Raw genomic sequence first — 18,913 nt, 5'->3', positions numbered from 1 at the left:
TGGGGCTCCTCAGGCGGCCTGACGCGAGGAAATCCGTTCGATCGGGAAACGATCGAACAGGCGCTCCAGCACGCCAACGCCGACAGCCCCTGTCGGCACGTAGAGCTTCAGCTTCCACGAGACGATCTCGGAGATCAAGCCCATGGCTTTCAATCGCTCGACCCCCAGATCGTTGAAGCCGCTGAGTTCGATCCGCCAGTCGTTCATCGCGCGAACCCGCTGGAGTTTCTGGTTGCCCGCCAGCAGCAGCGTGGCTTCGCCGGACATCAGCATGGCCATGGCGTCCTCGCCGGCCAGCCTGACCGGACCGTCGTCATTTGCGACCCGCGCCGCCCAGGCCGGGGAAACGCGGCGGCCGATCACGCGCTCGCCATCATCGGTCTGAAGCCGATAGATGCGCGTCGATTCGTCGGGGAGCAATTTCCAGATCGGCAGCAGCAGCCCCGACACCATATGCAGCGTCGAAATCTGATGCTCAGGCAGCCCCACAAGCTCGGCCTCCCACGCCGCGCTGAACGTCGCCCGATCCGCTTCTTCCCATTCGGCGGCGAGCAGCGTCTCGGCGGGAATCACCGCATCCTTGAGCGGCCAGACGAGGCGCACGCGCGAATGCACGCCTCCATCATCATCGATGACGCTGCGTGCCCGGCGCTGGATGGCGGCCTTGCCGGATTTCGCATTCACCAGCAGTTTCGCCCCCCGCGTATCAGCCTGCTCCAGCGCGTCGGCCAGCGACAGCGGCATGAGCCGATCCTTGCGCTCAATCGTCAGCAGCGAAGTCTGCGCGCCGGTGCCCGGATGGGTGTAGATCGGCGCGCGGCCGACGATGCGGAAGCTCTCGGCCTGCAAGGTCTCCAGCCCAACCTCATAACTGCCCGATGCCTGCGCCTGTTCGATCCGGGCGGTGAGCAGGCCCTCGAACGCCTCGAACAGCAGGTTCTGCATGGCGACGGTGAGCGCCAACATACGGTTGAGGAAGGTGTTGATGCCGGGCAGTTCATCCTTCAGCCCACCCTCGCTGTCGAGCAGCGACAGGCCGGTTGCCGCTTCGAAGCGGGCGAGCGAGCAGCCCTCGACCTTGCAGCGCCCGAGCAGCACATAAAGCTGGCGCAACGCATCACGCGCGTACCAACTCTCCAGATTGTCCTCGGGCCGGAACATATTCTGTCCGCCGGTCTGGCGCTGGCCGCGCGTGATCGCACCCAGTGAGTCGAGACGCCGGGCGATGGTGGAGATGAAGCGCTTCTGCGCCTTCACATCGGTCGAAACTGGCCGGAACAGCGGCGGCTGTTTCTGATTGGTGCGATTGGTGCGCCCGAAGCCCTGGATCGCGGCATCGGCCTTCCAGCCCGCTTCGAGCAGGTAATGGATACGGCGGCGCTGGTTCACCGCACCGAGATCGGCATGATAGCTCCGGCCCGTGCCACCCGCTTCGGAAAACACCAGGATACGCTTCTGATCGCTCTGGAAGGCATCGGTCTCATGCAATGCCGCCGAGGCCGGACGGTTCTCGACCGCAAAGCGCACCGTGCCGTCGTCGCGCTGCTTGGGCACCACGCGCCGCGACCGCCCCGTGACCTCGGCCACCATCTCCGTCCCGAAATGCTGGACGATCTGGTCCAGCGCCCCGGGAACCGGCGGCAAGGCCGCAAGCCGCTCGATCATCGCATCGCGCAAACGCACGGCTTCGCGATTGACCACGGGGTTCCCCTCCGCATCCGTCACCGGCCTGGACGAAAAGTTGCCCTCGCTGTCGGTGAACGGCTCGTGGAGTTGCACCGGGAAGCTGTGCTCGAGGTAGGAGAGAACGCCGTCCCTCGGCGTGATGTCTACAGAGACGTCGTTCCATTCATCGGTCGGGATCTCGGCGAGGCGGTGTTCCTGCATCGCCTCACCGGTCGAAACGATCTGCACCACGGCAGCGTGGCCGGCCGCCAGATCGCGCTCGATGCTGGCGATAACGGCGGGTGTCTGCATGCTGGTGATGAGATGGTTGAAGAAGCGCTGGAGCATCCCCTGATATGTGGATTTAGCAGCCGCTTTGGCCTGACGGTTCAGCGTACCATGCTCGGAACTGGTGACACCGGCGGCTTCGAGCGCGGCATCCAGATTGTTGTGGATCACCTCGAAAGCCGAAGCATAGCTGTCATAAATGCGAACCTGCTCGGAAGTCAGCCGGTGCTCGAGCATCTCATATTCGACGCCATCGAAAGACAGCGAGCGCGCTGCATAGAGCCCCAGCGCTTTCAGATCCCTCGCGAGCACCTCCATCGCCGCGACCCCGCCATTCTCGATCGCGGTGACGAACTCGCCCCGCGTCGCAAACGGGAAATCATCGCCGCCCCAGAGACCGAGGCGCTGGGCATAGGCAAGGTTCTGCACGGTCGTCGCGCCAGTGGCCGAGACGTAGACGATGCGGGCATTGGGCAGCGCATGTTGAAGCCGAAGCCCGGCGCGGCCCTGCTGCGAGGCGGCGACATCCCCGCGCGCGCCCTTGCCACCAGCGGCATTGGCCATGGCGTGCGCCTCGTCGAACACGATCACCCCGTCGAAATCAGCGCCCAGCCATTCGATGATCTGATCGACGCGCGATTTCTTGCCCCCGCGCTCCTGCGAGCGCAGCGTCGCGTAGGTGGTGAACAGCACGCCTTCGTCGAGGCGGATGGCGCTGCCCTGCTTGAAACGCGACAAGGGCGTCACCAGCAACCGTTCCTGATCGAGCGCGGACCAGTCACGCTGGGCATCCTCAAGCAACCGATCCGAGACCGACAGCCACAGCGCCTTGCGTCGGCCCTTCAGCCAATTGTCGAGAATGATCGCCGCGACCTGCCGCCCCTTGCCCGCGCCGGTGCCATCGCCGAGGAACCAGCCCCGGCGAAAACGGACAGCATCTTCGGCACCCTCTGGCGCGGCGGTAACGATGTCGCAGGTCGCATCGACCTTCCATGCGCCCGAGAGATGTCCCGCATGGGCTTCGCCCGCATAGATCACCGATTCGATCTGCGCGTCGGACAGGATGCCGAGCATCGCCAACTGCGGCGGCAAATGTGGCCGGTAGGAGGGTTTGGGCGGCGCCACCGAAGCCATGGCGGCGGATTGCACCAGCGGCGTCGGATGCGCGCCAGCGCCAGGGATGATGATCGACTGGAGCATATAGGGCTCGTAGATGCTGTCACCGAGCCGGTCGGCGGGTGGTATCCAATCCACCGTTTCATAGGTGAGGTCGGGAACAGCCTCCTCCGTCTTGCCCGCTTGCTCACCAGTGGTCGCGGGCGCGGGCGTCTTGACCACCGCAGGCCGGGCAGTAGGGGCACCCGTGATCGGCAATACGATGGCCTGCGTCGTGGCGGGCGGTGGCGGAGGAGGAAGCGTCACGGGCAGGCGCGGCGGCACCTGGTCCAGCACCCATCGCAGCAGCGTTGCCGTGTCGGGTGCAAGTCCGGCGTCGGCAGGGAACTGGTCGGCGTTTTCGGCAGGCAGCTTGTCGACCACGGTGATGCGCGTGTCGATGGTGGTGCCGTGCTTGTAATAGACCTTGCCGTCGATGGCGGCGGTGAACACCACGCGACCGAACGCTTGCAGCGCCTTGAAGCTCTCATGCCATGCCGGGCTATTGGGCGAACAGCCCGCGCCCGTAATCGCCACCAGTCGACCACCGGGTTCGAGCCGGTAGAGTGCCGAGGCAATATGGCGCAGGGCAGCATCCTTCATGGTACGCTCGACATGCGCCACCGCCGAGAAAGGCGGGTTCATCAGAACCACCGTCGGCCTGACACTCGGCGTCAGCCGGTCATCGATGGAGGCCGCGTCATGCGCCCAGACCCGCGCCCCTCGAAACAGCCGGGCAATAAGTTCTCCGCGCGTTTCAGCATATTCATTAAGGGCGAGGCCAGCGCGCGACAGATGCGCGTGAACCGCCAGCATGCCGGTGCCTGCCGAGGGTTCCAGAACGCTGTCGGCAGGCGAGAGCGCAGCGGCGCAGGCGGCCACATAGGCAAGCCCCATCGGCGTCGAAAATTGCTGGAGTGCCTGCGAGGTTTCCGAACGGCGCGTGTGGGTCGGCAGCAGGCTGGCGATGCGCTCGATCAGTGCCAGCGCTGCAGTCGGTTCGCGCGCAACGATCCCGGCGCCGTATTTTCTGAGGAACAGGATCGCCGCCGCCTCGCAGGCGTCATAGGCGCTTTTCCAGTCCCAGGCGCCTTGGGCGTCGCTGCCGCCGAAAGCCTGCACCATGGCCTCGCGCAAAGTGGCCGCATCGATTACGCGCCCCCCTTCCAGTGCGGGCAGGAGCAGTCGGGCAGCGGCCAGCAGATTGTCCGCGCGCGCGGCAAAATCCTGGCGAGCGGCATCGGGCACGAGGTTCAGCGCGGTGCTGGAACGGTGGTTGGTCATGGTGGAAGGTCTCCGGGAGAGCAGGAATGGAGCAACCCCGCCGGACACTCTCTCTACCCCCGGCAGGGCCACTTCCTCCCGGCCCCACTCTCCCTCTCACCCCGGATCGAGATACAGATCCTCGCCAAGGCCCAACGCCTTCAACCGCGCATGGCCGTCGCACCGGACAATCTCATAATCATCGGACATATGCGCATAATCGCCAGCCCGGACCTCACCGAGCGTTGCCCAGGTGCCGTCAGGCCAGACCACGATATCATCGGAGCCATAGGTGGGTGTGTCGTAGGGCATAAGCTGCTTCCTTTTCCTATGGCGGAACCATTCCCGCTGACGCCGGAAACAAGGGGTTGGACGAAACCGTCACCGAGTGAAGCGAGGGGAACCCGTCTACGGGTTGATGGATATGAGGCCATGCCCCTTATCGGGCGTCCAACAGGCGGGAAGGGCCGCAAGAGAATGGGAGCAATATGACCGACTGATCATCTACGCCCGAAGTTTCGAGGAGGAAACTTGGACTGGTCACGTCCGTCAAGGTGGTGTAATTTCGGCGGTGGTCTGGGTTCATCGTCAGGCGGCCTTGGCGGTGATGTTCAGGGGCTGGTTTTCCTCCTCGATCATGGGCTGTACTAATTCGGTGAAGCCTTCGATCTGCATGTAGCGGTGCTGGAGTTGCCACTCGTCGTTCTGCTCGAGGAGGACTGCCCCGACCAAGCGGATGATGCTGTCCTCGTTGGGGAAGATGCCGACGACGTCGGCGCGGCGCTTCACTTCCTTGTTCAGCCGCTCGAGTGGATTCGTCGAGTGTAATTTCGTGCGGTGCTGGGTGGGGAAGCCGGTTTAGGCGAGCACGTCGGTTTCGGCGTCATCCATGCAGGCACCGAGCTTGGGCCAGCGCGGGCGCAACTGGTCGGCGACGTGACGCCAGGTCTGGACGGCGCTGGCCTGGTCGGGCTGGATGAACGCCTGCCGGATCGCGGCGGAGACCATGGTGTGCTGGCCCTTGGGCACGTGCGCCAGCGCGTTCCTCATGAAGTGGACGCGGCAGCGCTGCCAGGTCGCGCCCATGACGCGGGTGATCGCCGCCTTGAGGCCTTCGTGGGCATCGGAGATGACCAGCTTCACGCCGGTCAGGCCGCGGCGCACCAAGTCCTTCAGGAAGGTGGCCCAGAAGGTCTCGGCTTCGCTGGGACCGATATGCAGGCCGACGATCTCGCGGCGGCCCTCGGTGTTGACGGCAACGGCGATTATCGCGGCAACGCTGATGATCCGCCCGCCCTCACGGACCTTGAGATACGTGGCATCAAGCCAGATGTAGGGCCATTCGCCGGTGAGCGGGCGTTTGAGGAAGGCCAGCACCCGCTCGTCGATGTCCTTGCACAACTTGGACACCGATGACTTGGAGATGCCGGTCATGCCCATGGCCTGTACCAGTTCATCGACCCGGCGCGTGCTGACGCCGCCAATCCACGCCTCCTGGATTACGGCCACCAGCGCCTTCTCAACCATCTTCCTGGGTTCCAGGAAGGCGGGGAAGTAGGTGCCGGTTCGCAGTTTGGGTATTTTGAGGTTGAGGGTGCCGACCCGGGTGTCCAACGAACGGTCGCGGTAGCCGTTGCGCCAGGTGGCGCGCTCACCGCTGCGTTCGTGGCGGCCGGCGCCGATCAGGCCGTCAACGTCGGCTTCCATGATGATCTGCATCACGCTCTCGGCAATGGCGCGTAAAAAATCACCGTCGCCGCTCTTCGCAGAAAGCTCTTCAATCAGTAGTCTGGCATCGGTCATCGGGAATTCCTCTTCGTCAGGTTGAAGTCTCACAACTCCACCATAACGATGAGCCCGGTGGCCACCAGAGCCGCCGAATTTGGGGTGGGGCATGCCCCACCCCAAATTCACCAGCTCATACACCGGATATTACACCATGAACGCGGACGCTAACACTTGGACTTGTAACGGTTTTGCGCCGGTCACCTATCTCATTATGCCACCTTGGCTTCGAAAGCGATCGGGCTGATACCGCCCAGATATGAATGACGCCTGCGGGTGTTGTAGAACCCGTTGATGTACTGGAAGATTGCGGCTTCGGCCTGACGCCGTGTCGGCCATTTCTGCCGCCAGATCAGTTCAGCCTTCAGCGATTTGAAAAACGTTTCGACAGAGGCGTTGAGGCTCCTATATTTGTCAAGCATCTGCCGAGGCTGTTTCCGGGCGACACAGGTGAGTGAAAATTTCGCGGACTATGTAGCGTTTGAGGCAGCGGATGATCTCGCGGTTGCTTTTGCCGTCCTTCTTACGTTTGCTGACATAAGCGAGAGTTGGCGGATGGTTGCGCATCCGTACGATCGCGACACGATAGAGCGCGGCATTGGCTTGCCGACTGCCGCCGCGATTAAGCCGGAAGCGGTTGGTTTTGCCACTCGACGCCGGGATTGGACAAACGCCGCAGAGCTTGGCGAGCGCGGATTCGGAACGGATCCGGTTAGGATCGTCGCCGACCAGGATGAGCATCTCTGCCGCTGTCATCGTGGCGATTCCGTGCGCTGCGATCAATGTCGGCGCGCGGGCGACGACGAGTTGTTCGAGCGCCTTGTCATGCGCCTGGATTTCATCGTGCAGCGCGAGCCAGCGTCGCGCTAGGGCGCGCATAGCGGCTTTGGCCGACGCGGTGGTCGAGGTGAGTGCACCTGGCCTGAACGCGGCGATATGCCGGATCAGTGCGATTTTGCCGCTGATCTGATCAAGACCGTCGCGAAGCGACGCGGGCGCATTGATGATCAAGGTTTTCAGCGTCACCATGGCCTGTGACCGGCTTTTGACGGCCGTGTCGCGAGCGATCTTAAGGTGCCGGATCATCTCGACCGACCCGCTGTGGGTTTTGGGTTCGGCGATCGCTTGCCCGGCTAGCACGGAACGGGCTGCTCCCTCGGCATCCAAGCTGTCAGTTTTGCCGTGCTGATAGCGCAGCTGTCGATTGGGTCGCGTTACCTCGACGACCTTGTGCCCTTGGGCAAGGAGGTGACGCGACAAGCCAGCACCATATGATCCCGTTCCTTCGATACCAAAGGCTGTGATCGCGCCGATCGCACACGCCCAGTCTTCGAGCGCAATATAGCCTTTGGTTGTCGCCGGAGCCGAGAAGGCTGCCAGGCGGCTGCCTTTGGTATCGATTGCCACAGCGACATGCGTGGCCTTGTGCGTATCGACGCCGATGATTACGGCGTTGGTCGTTATGTCGCTCATGTCCTGTCCTCTCTGCGCGGTGCCCGGGCACCGCACAGAGAGGACAGGACTGTGAAGGGGCGAACCCGTCAGGCTCCTATAAAGTCACATCTCGCCCGTTGCCGGGGCGACCTGATGGCCGACACGTCAACGCAATGACACGCGGTCAATCGTAGCATGGGTCAGACCATCAGGCCGCAGCAGGTTATCACAGTCGTAACAATTTCCTTTGCCGCTCATCGATGGCCGCAGGCCGTAAGCCTGAAGCTTTTTCTGATAGGCATAGGAACAATATTGGCTGCCTCGATCAGAGTGGAAGATGCAGCCTGGCGGCGGGTTGCGGAGGCGCACCGCCATGTCCAGCGCCCTAATCGCCAAGTCCTTCTTCATCCGGTCGCTGACTGCCCAGCCCACAACGCGGCGGCTATGCAGATCGAGGATGACGGCGAGGTACAGCCAGCCTTCAGACGTCCAGATATAGGTGATGTCACCCGCCCACTTCTGGTTGGGTGCAGCAGCGACAAAATCGCCATCCAGCCAGTTGGCGGCAACACCCAGGCGATGATGGCTATCGGTGGTCACCTTGTGCCTGCGGGTGCGAACGGGCCGAATACCGTTGATCTTCATTAGCCTGCCAACGCGGCGCTCACCGACATCGAGGCCCGCCTCTTTGAGCTCCATCGTCATGCGAGGACGACCGTAGCTGCCAAGGCTCAGGCGATACTGTTCCCGGATATGGGCCAGAACCTTCATATCCGTGCGCGCACGCTGGCTGATCGGTCGCGTGCGCCATGAGCGATAGCCGCGCGGACTGACACGCATCACCCGGCAGATCGTCTCCACCGGCCAGACATGGCGCCAGCTCTCCACGAACGCGAACCTCACGGCCGTTGGCTCGCGAAGAACTGCGTGGCCTTTTTTAGGATATCCCTCTCCTCCTTGAGCACGCGGTTCTCAAGGCGGAGCCGTTCGTTCTCACGTGCCAGGTCTACCTGTGGCGCTGCGGTCAGGTCTGTTGGCCGATAATGCGCAATCCACTTGCCCAGCGTCGACTTGCCGATCCCCAAATCGGCAGCCACCCGCTCACGCGATAGCCCACTGGTCAGCGCAATGCGCACCGCTTCCTGCTTGAACTCTTCTGAATGCTTGATCATCTCGTCGGTCTCCTCTTGCGAGCTTAAAACGCTCAGGTGACCGGCGCAAAACCGTTACAAGTCCAAGTTGATGGCAGCCTGAGAGCACGGTGCTGAGGCATGAGTTCGCCCTGAACGCTTGGCGGTCAGGTGAACAGCGAACTTCAGTTTGGATCTGCGGTAGCATGATTTGACGCCACGAGACGAGGCTGCCACAGAAATAATAAACGGGGCGCTCCGGCCTGGCATAGTACGATGCAGTACGCTCATCGCATGGTGGCCCTGACCGTCAGGCGAAAAGCCGGTTCCGACGGACGAAACCGGCTCTATTTCAGGTTACGAAAGATCGCACGGAGCATTATTCTACTGTTACACTCTTCGCCAAGTTGCGCGGCTGATCGACATCGGTGCCCTTCACGCAGGCGACGTGATAGGCCAGCAATTGCACCGGCACGGCATAGACCAAAGGCGCGATCAGCGGGTGGACGGATGGCATCTCGATGGTGGCGAGGCAACCCTCGCCGGCCTCCTCCAGCCCGGCGGCATCGCTGATCAGCACGATCTTGCCGCCGCGCGCGCGCACCTCCTGCATGTTGCTGACTGTTTTTTCGAACAAAGGCCCGCTGGGCGCCAGCACGATCACCGGCACGTTCTCGTCGATGAGGGCGATGGGGCCATGCTTCATCTCGCCGCTGGCATAACCTTCGGCGTGGATGTAGCTGATTTCCTTCAGCTTGAGCGCGCCTTCCAGCGCCAGCGGGTAATCCTGGCCGCGCCCCAGGTACAGCACGTCGCGCGCCGGCGCGATCAGGTGGGCCATCGCCGCGATCTCGTCATCGAAGGCCAGCGCCGCGTTCAGCGCTGCCGGGGTCTCGACCAGTTGCGCCACCACATGCCGCTCTTCCTCGCGGTTGAGGCGGCCACGCTTGACCGCCAGATGCGCGGCCAGCGCCGCCAGCACCGCCAGCTGGCAGGTGAAAGCCTTGGTGGAGGCCACGCCGATTTCCGGCCCGGCGTGAGTGGGCAACAGCAGGTCGGCCTCGCGCGCCATTGAACTGGTCGGCACGTTGACGACGACGGCGATGGTCTGGCCATGGGCCTTGCAGTGGCGCAGGGCGGCGAGCGTGTCGGCGGTTTCGCCCGACTGGCTGATGAACAGGGCAAGGCCGCCCGGCTCCAGCACCGGGTCGCGGTAGCGGAATTCGCTGGCGACATCGATGTCCACCGGCAGGCGGGCAAACTGTTCGAACCAGTACTTGGCCACCAGCCCGGCGTAGTACGAGGTGCCGCAGGCGACGATGGTGACGCGGTTGATCGTGGAGAGGTCGAAGTCGATCTGGGGCAGGGCGACGCTCTCGTCGACCTGGCGGACGTAGGAGCGCAGGGTCTGGGCGACCACGGTGGGCTGCTCGTAGATCTCCTTCTGCATGAAGTGGCGGAAGTTGCCCTTTTCGATCGCCGCCGTGCTGGCGCCGCTGGCCACCACCGGGCGGGTGACGGCGTTGTTGTCCTTGTCGAAGATCTGGACGCCATCGGCCTTGACGATCACCCAGTCGCCCTCCTCCAGATAGCAGATCTTCTGAGTCAGCGGCGCCAGGGCCAGCGCGTCCGAGCCGAGGTAGGTCTCGCCCTCGCCAAAGCCCAGCACCAGCGGCGAGCCGAGGCGCGCGCCGATCAACATGTCCGGGTGCTGGCGGAAGGCGATGGCCAGCGCAAAGGCGCCGCGCAGTTGCGGCAGGGCAGCCTTCACCGCGTCCGCCGGCGACAGCCCTGCCTCCACCCCTTCGGAGACGAGGTGGGCAACCACCTCGGTGTCGGTGTCGCTTTCGAACACGCGGCCGCGCGCGCCGAGGGCGTCCTTCAGGTGCTTGAAGTTCTCGATGATGCCGTTGTGGACCAGCGCCACCTCGCCCGTCGCATGCGGGTGAGCGTTGCTGGCGGTGGGGGCGCCATGGGTGGCCCAGCGGGTATGGGCGATGCCCGTCAGGCCCGGCGCCGGGTTGACAGCCAGTTCCTTCACCAGGTTCATCAGCTTGCCAGGCGCGCGGCGGCGGATCAGTTCGCCATCCTGGACGGTGCAGACGCCGGCGCTGTCATAGCCGCGATATTCCATGCGGCGCAGGCCATCGACCAGCCGCTCCGCCACTTCTTTCTTACCAACGATTCCGATAATGCCGCACATGCGCGATGCTACCTCTTGATTGCCTTGTGGACCTGTCGAGCACCGGGAATCAGCTATCCTTAACCCAATGCGTCTTTTGGTTGGCTTAGAAGACCGTTGCCCACCTCACAACAAAAGTGTCGGAAAATCTTACAATCCCTATTCCCCCATGAACGGCAAGTTGATGGCACTGTGCTAGATCGGCCCAACTTCATCGTGATGGTTGGGATTGATCACGAAGCCATGCCGCCCGGCGGAATATTCGTCACGCGCCACCAGAAACCCTCGCTGCTGTCCGCCATCACGGCGCCCCCCGATAGTTGCGACGGCCTCGACGAAACCGGGATACCGATCCGACCGGACGGCTGCAATCACCACCCAGTCATGCGCATGTTCGCGCTCGAAACGCTGACGGTCGCGCATGAAGGATTCCTCCGGCCCAAGCACGCGCCCATAGACCGCTTCCCAGACCTCGGGTTCCCACTCCCTGAGGGTGCGTTCGGCATCGGCTTTTTCCCGGTCGGTGAAAAGGTCTGGAAAGCCCGTGGCAACCCGCGACCACTGCTGATCCTCCTCGAACCAGCCTCCCTTGATCCGCAACGCCGGATGGAGCGCCGCATTGCGCGTACGATCGAGCTTGAACCCGCCATGCGAGGCGGTGGAATGACAGACGATGCCGTCGGCATATACGGTCGCGCTCTGCGACATTCCCCAGGGCGTTGAGACGCGGATATACGTCTCTTTGCGCCCAAGAGCCTCGCGCTGGGTCAGGTGCTGAGCCACGCTTGCGACATGCGCGCGAAAGCCGGCTTCATCGGCCACCGTACCCTCGCTGCCGTAAACATCGGCTTCGGTCCATTCGCTGATCGGGCGGGACAGGCGCCAGCCAGAGGCCAACCGAATACCGTCCCGAACCGGAATGGCGATATAGGCCAGATCGTCAACGCGCGCAGCAAGGAGCCCATCGGCAGTGATGCCGTAATCGACGAGGATCGCGTTCATGCCGCTTTCCTTTCGCCAGAATGCACAATGGGCGCAAAATGAGGACCGTAGCTGCGCGAGCGGCTGAAAGTGCTGTCGCCATCCTCATCGACGAGATACTCGGTAACCTCATCGGCGAAATCAGTGTCCATCACTGCGGGGTGATCAGGGGTCAACCGGACAGCCTGGCTTTCGCCGAACGCCACCGCATCCGCCGCTTCCATCGCCGCGCGATGATCCTGGGCATCGATTGCGACCTTGATGCGGATGGTCGCATAGACATGCACGAAATAGCGCTTCACCTCGCCAACGCACTCGGTCTGCGCAAGTGTTTGCTGGTCCTGCATCACGCAGCCCTCCCCTGGATGGAGGGCTGCGCAGCCGGGTCAGCATCACCGACGATCTCGGCACGCATGTTGGAATAATGATGACTCGCCATCCATGCTTCGGCGGTGGCCACAACCGGCGCCAAGTATAGCAATTCGTCGCGCCCGGCGAAGCTGGTGATCACCCGCACCATGCCGGACCGCGGAGTCTCGACGATCTCGAAATGCAAGGCGCTGTCGAGGGTGTAGATGCGGCGGACCTTCATGACGATCACACCCTGGCTACCGTAATCGCGAAGATGCAGCGCGAAACTTGCCGGTGAATTGCCCGAAGCCGGGCTGCGTTCGGTGAGGCGGCCCGTGCCATTGCACTGCTCCCAGAGGGCCAGCTTGCGCCGGAAGCGTTCGGGCGGGCGGGGTTCACCGTTGGAAAAAGCGATCAAGCTACCGAGCGGCGCATCGAAAATATGCTGAGCGGACATGGTCATACTCCTGAAAACGCGAAAGCCCGGCGCGATGGCCGGGCTTTCGAGGGGGATGGTTGGGGAAGAAACGATTCAGGCAGACGCAGCCTGCGCCATGCGGATCGCGGCCATCGCCGCGTTGAACTCGATGCTGCGAAGCTGCTCATCGACATCCAGCCTCGGGATCAGTGTGAGGCAGGCTCTGCGGATATGCTCATCGCTAACCGTCACCGTGCCGATATCGGTTTCGGCATAGGCTGTCTGGACATCGACGATCATCGAACGCACCTCATCCTCGGCCAAGGTCACGACCGGATGCTTGCCATGGCCCGGTGCGCAGCCGAGGTCGCATAGTCGGCGCGGTCGAGCAGGTGCGCCTCCATCTCACCGGTGGAACTCGACAGGATGGCGTCAGTGGTCACCACGGTGACGCAGCCACCGAAACCGTCCGGACGCATCCTGGTGCAGGTCCAGGCCGAGATGATGACGACATGATCGAGATCGGCGCAGCGCCGCACGATCTGTTGGAAGATCCGCGTCTCATCGAAATCGGACAGGTCGAGTTCCAGCTCCGCTTCGTTGGGATCGGCCTCTGCCAGCCTGTCGCGCACGAAGGCCGCAACGCTGTCCTCCGCGATGATCTCATCGGCCAGCATCGCCTTCACATCGGCAGCGTCGAGACAGACGGTGCTCGATGTGCCTTCGCTGGAGAAAAAATAGAGCGTATCGCCATCGCTCTCATGCTCGAACATCCGGCAAAGCAGCGCATGTTCGAGCGGCGTGATTGCGGCGAGCGGAATGCTCGGCCGGATCACGGTCGGGAAATAATAGTCTGCCATGATAGGCCTCCTTAAAATGCCGAAGCCCGGCGCAAGGCCGGGCTTCGTGTGGAACGGGAATGTGATCACTCAGGCCGTGATCGCGAAAGGATCGACGTCCCGATGGATTGGCTGGGCACGGCCCATCCATGGTTCGGGGCGCACGCACCGTACCCAATCGGCAAAACTCGGGATGAAACCCAAATCCTCACGAATGTGCTGTTCCCCGATCAGGCGGACAGGAACGACCCGCCCCGTCGAGATGGTGATTGTCGCGCCAAAGAAGCGTTCGAGCATGAAAATGCCCTCGGCGTGATGGCGCAGCGCGCGATGCCGGAAATCGGCGGTGATGGATTTGGATTCGTCGAACCACTGGTGCAACGCCAGATAGTCTTCAGCCTCGCCGCCCCATTTGCGCACCGATGACAGCGCGTGATGATAACAATGTCCCATCGCCGCCTCCTTACCATTCGTGCCAATGGGATTCGGACGAGGTGAACCGCTCATTATAGTCGAGCGCGATCAGGTTCCCTGCGACATCGAAAGTGATCTCGCCGTAGGCGCCGTCGTTATTCTCCCAACCGCAGTGGGTTTGCCCCAGCAGGGCGTAACACAGACTCTCAATGGCTTGGGCAACGGGGTGCGTCGCGACGGTCGCGTTGACAGAATTGTAATGCAGCGATCGGATCTCGACCGGCTGATCGGGCAGCTCGAATGCATCGTCACCGCTGAAGGCTTCAACCGCCTCGATCTGCCCGCTGTCACCGTAGCCGTCGAAAGTGACGACAACGCGCGTGATGCCCGCCGAGGCGAGGGCCGCGAACAGGCCTGCCTTGTTTTCCGGGATGAGAGCGTTGGCTGCCACTTCCCAAGCGGCTTGCTTTTGAAGAATCACGGCGACGTCGATCACCGGAGCATTTGTCTGCGTCATGGCGCAATTCCTGATATGAAAACACCCGGGCCGAAGCTCCGGGTGTCGGGAGGCTGGAGAATCGGCGGGACGACCGAAGCCGCCCCGCCCCTGGCATCGAGGACGTGTCAGGCCGCCACTTGCGCGTCGGCACCGTCGTTCCCATCGTCATTGTCGGCTGCAATCGGGTGTTCCTCGTCGAGGAAGGCGGGCAGCGGCTGAGCCTCATCCTCAACCGCCTCGTCGGTCGCTGCGAAAATGTCGAGCGCATCGGGCGTGCGCATCACTTCGGGAAGCCAGGCGCTGTCTTCCAACAGTCGCTCGGCCTCGCGGGCCATGTCGCCCTTCTTGAGATGGTCGATCATCTCGGCAAAGCGCGCACCCTTGGCTTCGGTCACATCGGCAAGGATCCGCGGCTTGGTGACGCTCCCGAAATAATCCGCCACCGTCGGGCGCCAGCCCGCACCGATGACATCGAGCCCGACTGCCCGCGCCAACACATGACTATGGGTGATGCGCCGCTCGATGGCCGATTTCGAGATGCGACCATTGTCATACTTGGGGACCACCTCCTGCTGTGCATTGACCGCCAGCGAGGCGCAATGGGCGAACAGTGCCGCCTGCTCATTGCCATCGAGCTTGATCAGCGCATCCCACAGATCCTTGTCGGATTCAGGCAAACGCGCCTTCCAGCGCTTGTGCCGCTCGGCAATGGCCCGCGCCGGAGCGCTGTCCTTGAGGCTGCTCGGCGCATGGTTGAACGACACCTTGCTGAGCGAGATTTCCAGGCAGGATTCGCGGCTGAAGGAATAGAAGGCGTCGATCACGAAACCATGCAGCACCGCCGCGAAAGCCGTCGAGGGACTTTGCGCGAAGGCGTCCTGCAATGCGAGGGTGCGCCAGGCGGTGAGTTCGGCGACCAGACGATCCGACAGCGGCTTGACCACTTCCTCATCGCCATCTTCATCCTCACCCGACGCCGTGGTGATCGCGGTGACATTCGGCCCGAAGGAAACCACCGCGCCCGTGCCGACTTCCTCGCTATCCTGCCCATGAGCATCCGCATCACGCTCGTCGGCGTCGGCCTCGGCATCGGTGGCGGTTTGCGCCACGGGCTCGTCCTCGGGACGGACATAGCCACGTTCGATGGTCAGTTCGCCATCGCGATCGATCGACACGAACGTACCCGCCCGCGCCATATCCGCCGGGTCATAGGTCACCGGCCGTTCGAGCAGCACACCGATGGCAGCTTCGATAGCCGTCAACCGGGTGTCGATCTCCTCGGGCACTTCGGGCGCATCGGCCCATTCCCCCTCCAACGCCTCGGCTTCGGCCTGAAGCGTGGCAAGGGTAGCCTCATCTTCAGGCGACATCGGCTGTTCGCTGCCGGTGATTTCGTTCATGCCCTGGGTCGCGCTCCACGGCATGTCGATAGCGGTTGCCACCCACTTCCAGCCTTCGGCGGCAATGCGCTCGCCTTCGGCCTGAAGCTTCTCGCCGACCAGACGGTCGAGCAGCACCGGATCGACCAGCCAGCCACCGTCATCAGGCTCGAACAGGTCGCGCATCACACAGCCGCCCGCCGCGAGATAAGCCTCGGTGCCAAGGAAGCGCACCCGCTTGTCGGCGACGCGCACCGTGTTCTCGGTCAGTTTCTGGCGGATATAGCCAGCCGACTTGTTGTAGCTATGCGCCAGCAATTCCCAGACCTGTTCCTGACGGGCGTGATCGTCCGACACGGCAAAGGCGATGAGTTGTTCGAGCGTCATGCCATCTTCAGCATAGACCTCGTGCAGCGCAGGCGAGACCGCCGCCAGCTTCAGCCGCTGGCGCACCACGGCGGGCGTCACCAGGAAATGCGCGGCAATCGCCTCGATATCCTCGCCCTTGTCGATCATGGCCTGCATCGCCCGGAACTGGTCGAGGGGGTGGAGCTGTTCGCGGAACGTGTTTTCCGCAAAGCTGTCTTCCTCAGCGGACACATCGCCATGGGCGGGCTTGACCACGCAGGGGACGGCGGCATCCCTCGCCAGGCGCTTCTGCTTCACCAGCAGTTCGAGCGCGCGGAAGCGGCGCCCGCCAGCAGGCACCTCGAACTGGCCGGTCTCCTGACCTTCGGCATCCAGGATGGGGCGCACATTGAGGCTTTGCAGCAAGGTGCGGCGGGCGATGTCATCGGCCAGTTCCGCGATGCTCACACCAGCCTTGATCTTGCGGACGTTGGACTGCGACAGCACCAACTGGTTGAAGGGAATGTCGCGCGAGCCGCTGAGGGTGATCTTCTGAGGCGCTTTGGCCATCGGTTTTCTCCATGACGGACCGCCGGAAAACTCTCTCCCGACTCCCAGCCCGTCACCCATTCCCCTTCCGCCCTCTTCCTCTCCGGCCGGCCGCAGGCAGGCCACCTGCTCCGGCTTGCCGGTCCTGACGGGATATGCCAGAATATTCCCATAGGAGACTCATGCCATGTCAGAGGTCATTGTCGGCAAATGGGGAAAGAACCTCGCAATCCGCGTGCCCCACGAGATTGCCCGCAGCCTCGGGCTTAACGATGGCGAGGCGGTGGAGATCGAGGCCGCAGATGGCGACATCTTGATCCGGCGGCGCGCGGCAAAGGCCGTGGCGCAGCGTGATGCCCAGGCGGCTGCCGCCGAAATCATCGCTGGCGCGGCGGGTCAGAGGCTGGGCGGGCTGTCGATCCGCGAGTTGCGCGATGAGGGGCGCCGCAGGTGAACCTTGTCCTTGATGCGGCAATGACGATCGCCTGGCTGTTTGAGGATGAGCAAACGCCCGGTGCCCTGGCAACCTTGCAGCGCGTGGCGGATAAAGGCGCGGTCGTACCGTCGCTATGGCACCTTGAAGTTGCCAACGTGCTGCGAAGCGCGGTCCGCCGAAAGCGCTGCGATGAAGCCCATGCCGATCTGTCGCTGGCCCGGCTAGCGCGGTTGCCCATTACTGTGGATGAGGAAACAGCCTTACACGCATGGGACGCAACCCGGACACTGTCGCGCGAGGAAGGGCTGACACCCAATGATGCGGCCTATCTCGAACTGGCGTTGCGCCTTGGCAAGCCGCTGGCGTCGGGCGATAACGATCTGCTTGCCGCCGCACGGCGGTGCAAGGTTGAAACCATCACTGTCTGACTGAGCGCCGACAAGATCCCCCATTGGTCAGAGCATCGCCCTGACCAGCGCAATAAGGCCCACCCAGCTTGCAAGCGACAGCCCCAGCACGAGAGCGAGTGCAATACCCTTGGGCAATCGCTTTTCGCCAGCGCGCAATTCGGCATCGAGAGCCAGCATCTGCGGCGTGGCGTCCACCACCAGAGCCGAGCGGACACGCCCACGCAGGCGGGAAAACAGGCGGATTTTCGAGGAACAGGTCATGGGAATTCTCCATGACGGACCGCTGGAAGTCTCTCTCCCGGCTATCAGCCCGTCACGAAGGCCCCGGCCTTCCTTTCCCTCTGCGTTTCGCTCTATTGTCCTGCGCTGATCCCGGTCAGAGCCGCTTCATCGCGGTCGGATAGAATGGCGTCCATAAACAGATGGGGGAGTACGATCATGCGCCATACCGCTATTCTGACACTCGCACTGGCTGGTTTGGCTTGCGCGACACCGGCGCAGGCAGGAGCGCCGCTCAAAGGCGCGGGCGTCAGCCTGGGGAAGATTCCTGGAGGCGGCTGTGCCACACGCACCACCGATGCGACCGGGAAGGCGGATTTTGGCACATGGCCCGCATTGCAAGGCGGTGCGGTCTATACGATCACCGTTGGCCCGATGGCCGAACCCGCCACGGTGACGGTCATCGGCGCCAAAGGCGGAGCGATCACCCGCGACATCGCCCCCATCAATACAGCCGCCCGTGCAAGCGAGTCCATCCGGTTCTCGGTGGATGGCAAGACGCCGATCATCGTCGTGGTCGAAGCGGTGAGGGTGAAGTCGCACAGCAACTCCGCCAACAATTAGCCTGGCCGCGACAGCCGGCGGCGGAAAGGCTTGAAACACCATAGGCCGTAGCGGGATTTTTTCACGAGGGGGCGCGCACGAAACGCATGTCATCGCGCGAATGACGGCGTAATTGGTGAGTCGTCATGGCGATTTACCACTTCTCCGCACAGATCATCGGACGCAGCCAGGGGCGCAGTTGCATCGCTGAGGCCGCGTTCCGTTCAGCCTCCCGGCTCGGTGACAAGGCCCGCAACAAGACCTGGGATTACACAGCAAGGCAAGGTGTCGTGCATAGCGCGATCCTGCTGCCCGATCCGGTCTTCGGACAATGGCTGGATCGGCAGCGGTTGTGGAATGACGTGGAAGCCGCCGAGTTGCGACGCGATGCGCAACTGGCCCGCGAAATCGAGATCGCCATCCCGCGCGAAATGACCGTGAAACAGGGCACCGACCTTGTCCGCGCCTATGTCGCGCAGGAATTCACCGCCTGAGAACACCGGGAATAAAAGGGGCCACGGATCGGCCGGTCTCACCGGAATAAAAAGGGGCCAGTCCTGCTAGA

17 protein-coding genes and 3 pseudogenes are annotated in these 18,913 nt (G+C 63.0%); 4 read left to right on the top strand and 16 right to left on the bottom strand.

What is annotated here, in order from left to right:
* Positions 1 to 9 precede the first annotated feature (9 nt).
* The 15 genes and pseudogenes from AC2S2E_RS04145 to AC2S2E_RS04075 all read right to left on the bottom strand — a co-directional run bounded on the left by AC2S2E_RS04145 (position 10) and on the right by AC2S2E_RS04075 (position 16,701).
* Entirely contained in the window at positions 10 to 4,392 is a 4,383-nt protein-coding gene (locus AC2S2E_RS04145) for a strawberry notch-like NTP hydrolase domain-containing protein (RefSeq protein ID WP_486523806.1), read from the bottom strand.
* Positions 4,393 to 4,488: 96 nt separating this feature from the next.
* Positions 4,489 to 4,683, bottom strand: a complete 195-nt coding sequence (locus AC2S2E_RS04140) for a hypothetical protein (protein ID WP_486523805.1) — start codon at positions 4,681 to 4,683, stop codon at positions 4,489 to 4,491.
* A gap of 276 nt (positions 4,684 to 4,959) precedes the next feature.
* Positions 4,960 to 6,174: pseudogene (locus AC2S2E_RS04135) on the bottom strand (IS256 family transposase).
* A 194-nt stretch (positions 6,175 to 6,368) separates the two neighbouring features.
* Positions 6,369 to 6,554, bottom strand: a pseudogene (locus AC2S2E_RS04130) (IS3 family transposase); the annotation flags it as partial.
* Between the two features lie 16 nt (positions 6,555 to 6,570).
* On the bottom strand, positions 6,571 to 7,629 hold the full coding sequence (locus tag AC2S2E_RS04125; protein ID WP_486522625.1) for an IS110 family RNA-guided transposase: 1,059 nt from the start codon (positions 7,627 to 7,629) through the stop codon (positions 6,571 to 6,573).
* Positions 7,630 to 7,821: 192 nt separating this feature from the next.
* A pseudogene (locus AC2S2E_RS04120) lies at positions 7,822 to 8,762 on the bottom strand (IS3 family transposase); the annotation flags it as partial.
* Between the two features lie 337 nt (positions 8,763 to 9,099).
* The gene (glmS, locus tag AC2S2E_RS04115) at positions 9,100 to 10,923 is read right to left on the bottom strand and encodes a glutamine--fructose-6-phosphate transaminase (isomerizing) (protein WP_486523803.1); all 1,824 of its coding nucleotides are present in this window, start codon (positions 10,921 to 10,923) and stop codon (positions 9,100 to 9,102) included.
* Between the two features lie 174 nt (positions 10,924 to 11,097).
* Positions 11,098 to 11,904: a DUF7007 domain-containing protein gene (locus AC2S2E_RS04110; RefSeq protein ID WP_486523802.1), complete on the bottom strand. Its 807-nt coding sequence runs from the start codon at positions 11,902 to 11,904 to the stop codon at positions 11,098 to 11,100.
* Positions 11,901 to 12,230: a hypothetical protein gene (locus AC2S2E_RS04105; protein ID WP_486524546.1), complete on the bottom strand. Its 330-nt coding sequence runs from the start codon at positions 12,228 to 12,230 to the stop codon at positions 11,901 to 11,903. The genes AC2S2E_RS04110 and AC2S2E_RS04105 overlap by 4 nt, the downstream gene beginning before the upstream one ends.
* A complete protein-coding gene (locus AC2S2E_RS04100; protein WP_486523800.1) occupies positions 12,230 to 12,691 on the bottom strand; it encodes a hypothetical protein in 462 nt (153 codons plus the stop codon). Before AC2S2E_RS04100 ends, AC2S2E_RS04105 begins: the two co-directional genes overlap by 1 nt.
* A gap of 75 nt (positions 12,692 to 12,766) precedes the next feature.
* Positions 12,767 to 12,982: a hypothetical protein gene (locus tag AC2S2E_RS04095; RefSeq protein WP_486523799.1), complete on the bottom strand. Its 216-nt coding sequence runs from the start codon at positions 12,980 to 12,982 to the stop codon at positions 12,767 to 12,769.
* Positions 12,979 to 13,512 carry a hypothetical protein gene (locus AC2S2E_RS04090; RefSeq protein WP_486523798.1) on the bottom strand — a complete coding sequence of 178 codons (534 nt, stop codon included), beginning with the start codon at positions 13,510 to 13,512 and terminating at the stop codon, positions 12,979 to 12,981. The genes AC2S2E_RS04095 and AC2S2E_RS04090 overlap by 4 nt, the downstream gene beginning before the upstream one ends.
* Before the next feature lie 69 nt (positions 13,513 to 13,581).
* Complete coding sequence (locus AC2S2E_RS04085; RefSeq protein WP_486523796.1) at positions 13,582 to 13,944, bottom strand: DUF6915 family protein; 363 nt, start codon at positions 13,942 to 13,944, stop codon at positions 13,582 to 13,584.
* A 10-nt stretch (positions 13,945 to 13,954) separates the two neighbouring features.
* On the bottom strand, positions 13,955 to 14,422 hold the full coding sequence (locus AC2S2E_RS04080) for a DUF6878 family protein (RefSeq protein WP_486523794.1): 468 nt from the start codon (positions 14,420 to 14,422) through the stop codon (positions 13,955 to 13,957).
* Positions 14,423 to 14,529: 107 nt separating this feature from the next.
* Positions 14,530 to 16,701, bottom strand: a complete 2,172-nt coding sequence (locus AC2S2E_RS04075) for a ParB/RepB/Spo0J family partition protein (protein ID WP_486523793.1) — start codon at positions 16,699 to 16,701, stop codon at positions 14,530 to 14,532.
* Positions 16,702 to 16,867: 166 nt separating this feature from the next.
* Here AC2S2E_RS04075 and AC2S2E_RS04070 point away from each other — a divergent pair, with 166 nt between their 5' ends.
* Complete coding sequence (locus tag AC2S2E_RS04070; RefSeq protein ID WP_486523792.1) at positions 16,868 to 17,134, top strand: AbrB/MazE/SpoVT family DNA-binding domain-containing protein; 267 nt, start codon at positions 16,868 to 16,870, stop codon at positions 17,132 to 17,134.
* The gene (locus tag AC2S2E_RS04065; RefSeq protein WP_486523791.1) at positions 17,131 to 17,544 is read left to right on the top strand and encodes a type II toxin-antitoxin system VapC family toxin; all 414 of its coding nucleotides are present in this window, start codon (positions 17,131 to 17,133) and stop codon (positions 17,542 to 17,544) included. Before AC2S2E_RS04070 ends, AC2S2E_RS04065 begins: the two co-directional genes overlap by 4 nt.
* A 27-nt stretch (positions 17,545 to 17,571) precedes the next feature.
* Here the strand turns inward: AC2S2E_RS04065 and AC2S2E_RS04060 are convergent, their stop codons facing one another.
* Complete coding sequence (locus AC2S2E_RS04060) at positions 17,572 to 17,787, bottom strand: hypothetical protein (RefSeq protein WP_486523790.1); 216 nt, start codon at positions 17,785 to 17,787, stop codon at positions 17,572 to 17,574.
* A 177-nt stretch (positions 17,788 to 17,964) separates the two neighbouring features.
* On the opposite strand from AC2S2E_RS04060, the gene AC2S2E_RS04055 reads away from it, so the two are divergent.
* Together AC2S2E_RS04055 and AC2S2E_RS04050 are read left to right on the top strand one after the other, a co-directional pair.
* Positions 17,965 to 18,369, top strand: coding sequence for a hypothetical protein (locus tag AC2S2E_RS04055; protein ID WP_486523789.1), 405 nt, complete (start codon positions 17,965 to 17,967; stop codon positions 18,367 to 18,369).
* Between the two features lie 125 nt (positions 18,370 to 18,494).
* Positions 18,495 to 18,842 (top strand): MobA/MobL family protein, encoded by a 348-nt coding sequence (locus AC2S2E_RS04050; RefSeq protein WP_486523788.1) that lies wholly within the window; start codon positions 18,495 to 18,497, stop codon positions 18,840 to 18,842.
* Positions 18,843 to 18,913: the final 71 nt, after the last annotated feature.

Source organism: Novosphingobium sp. 550D, from assembly GCF_057401885.1.
This window is presented reverse-complemented; position numbering and strand designations above follow the sequence as displayed.

Coding starts and splice junctions, on each gene's coding strand:
- AC2S2E_RS04145 (WP_486523806.1), bottom strand. CDS start 4,392: ATGACCAACCACCGTTCCAGCACCGCGCTGAACCTCGTGCCCGATGCC.
- AC2S2E_RS04140 (WP_486523805.1), bottom strand. CDS start 4,683: ATGCCCTACGACACACCCACCTATGGCTCCGATGATATCGTGGTCTGG.
- AC2S2E_RS04125 (WP_486522625.1), bottom strand. CDS start 7,629: ATGAGCGACATAACGACCAACGCCGTAATCATCGGCGTCGATACGCAC.
- glmS (WP_486523803.1), bottom strand. CDS start 10,923: ATGTGCGGCATTATCGGAATCGTTGGTAAGAAAGAAGTGGCGGAGCGG.
- AC2S2E_RS04110 (WP_486523802.1), bottom strand. CDS start 11,904: ATGAACGCGATCCTCGTCGATTACGGCATCACTGCCGATGGGCTCCTT.
- AC2S2E_RS04105 (WP_486524546.1), bottom strand. CDS start 12,230: ATGCAGGACCAGCAAACACTTGCGCAGACCGAGTGCGTTGGCGAGGTG.
- AC2S2E_RS04100 (WP_486523800.1), bottom strand. CDS start 12,691: ATGTCCGCTCAGCATATTTTCGATGCGCCGCTCGGTAGCTTGATCGCT.
- AC2S2E_RS04090 (WP_486523798.1), bottom strand. CDS start 13,512: ATGGCAGACTATTATTTCCCGACCGTGATCCGGCCGAGCATTCCGCTC.
- AC2S2E_RS04085 (WP_486523796.1), bottom strand. CDS start 13,944: ATGGGACATTGTTATCATCACGCGCTGTCATCGGTGCGCAAATGGGGC.
- AC2S2E_RS04080 (WP_486523794.1), bottom strand. CDS start 14,422: ATGACGCAGACAAATGCTCCGGTGATCGACGTCGCCGTGATTCTTCAA.
- AC2S2E_RS04075 (WP_486523793.1), bottom strand. CDS start 16,701: ATGGCCAAAGCGCCTCAGAAGATCACCCTCAGCGGCTCGCGCGACATT.
- AC2S2E_RS04070 (WP_486523792.1), top strand. CDS start 16,868: ATGTCAGAGGTCATTGTCGGCAAATGGGGAAAGAACCTCGCAATCCGC.
- AC2S2E_RS04060 (WP_486523790.1), bottom strand. CDS start 17,787: ATGACCTGTTCCTCGAAAATCCGCCTGTTTTCCCGCCTGCGTGGGCGT.
- AC2S2E_RS04055 (WP_486523789.1), top strand. CDS start 17,965: ATGCGCCATACCGCTATTCTGACACTCGCACTGGCTGGTTTGGCTTGC.
- AC2S2E_RS04050 (WP_486523788.1), top strand. CDS start 18,495: ATGGCGATTTACCACTTCTCCGCACAGATCATCGGACGCAGCCAGGGG.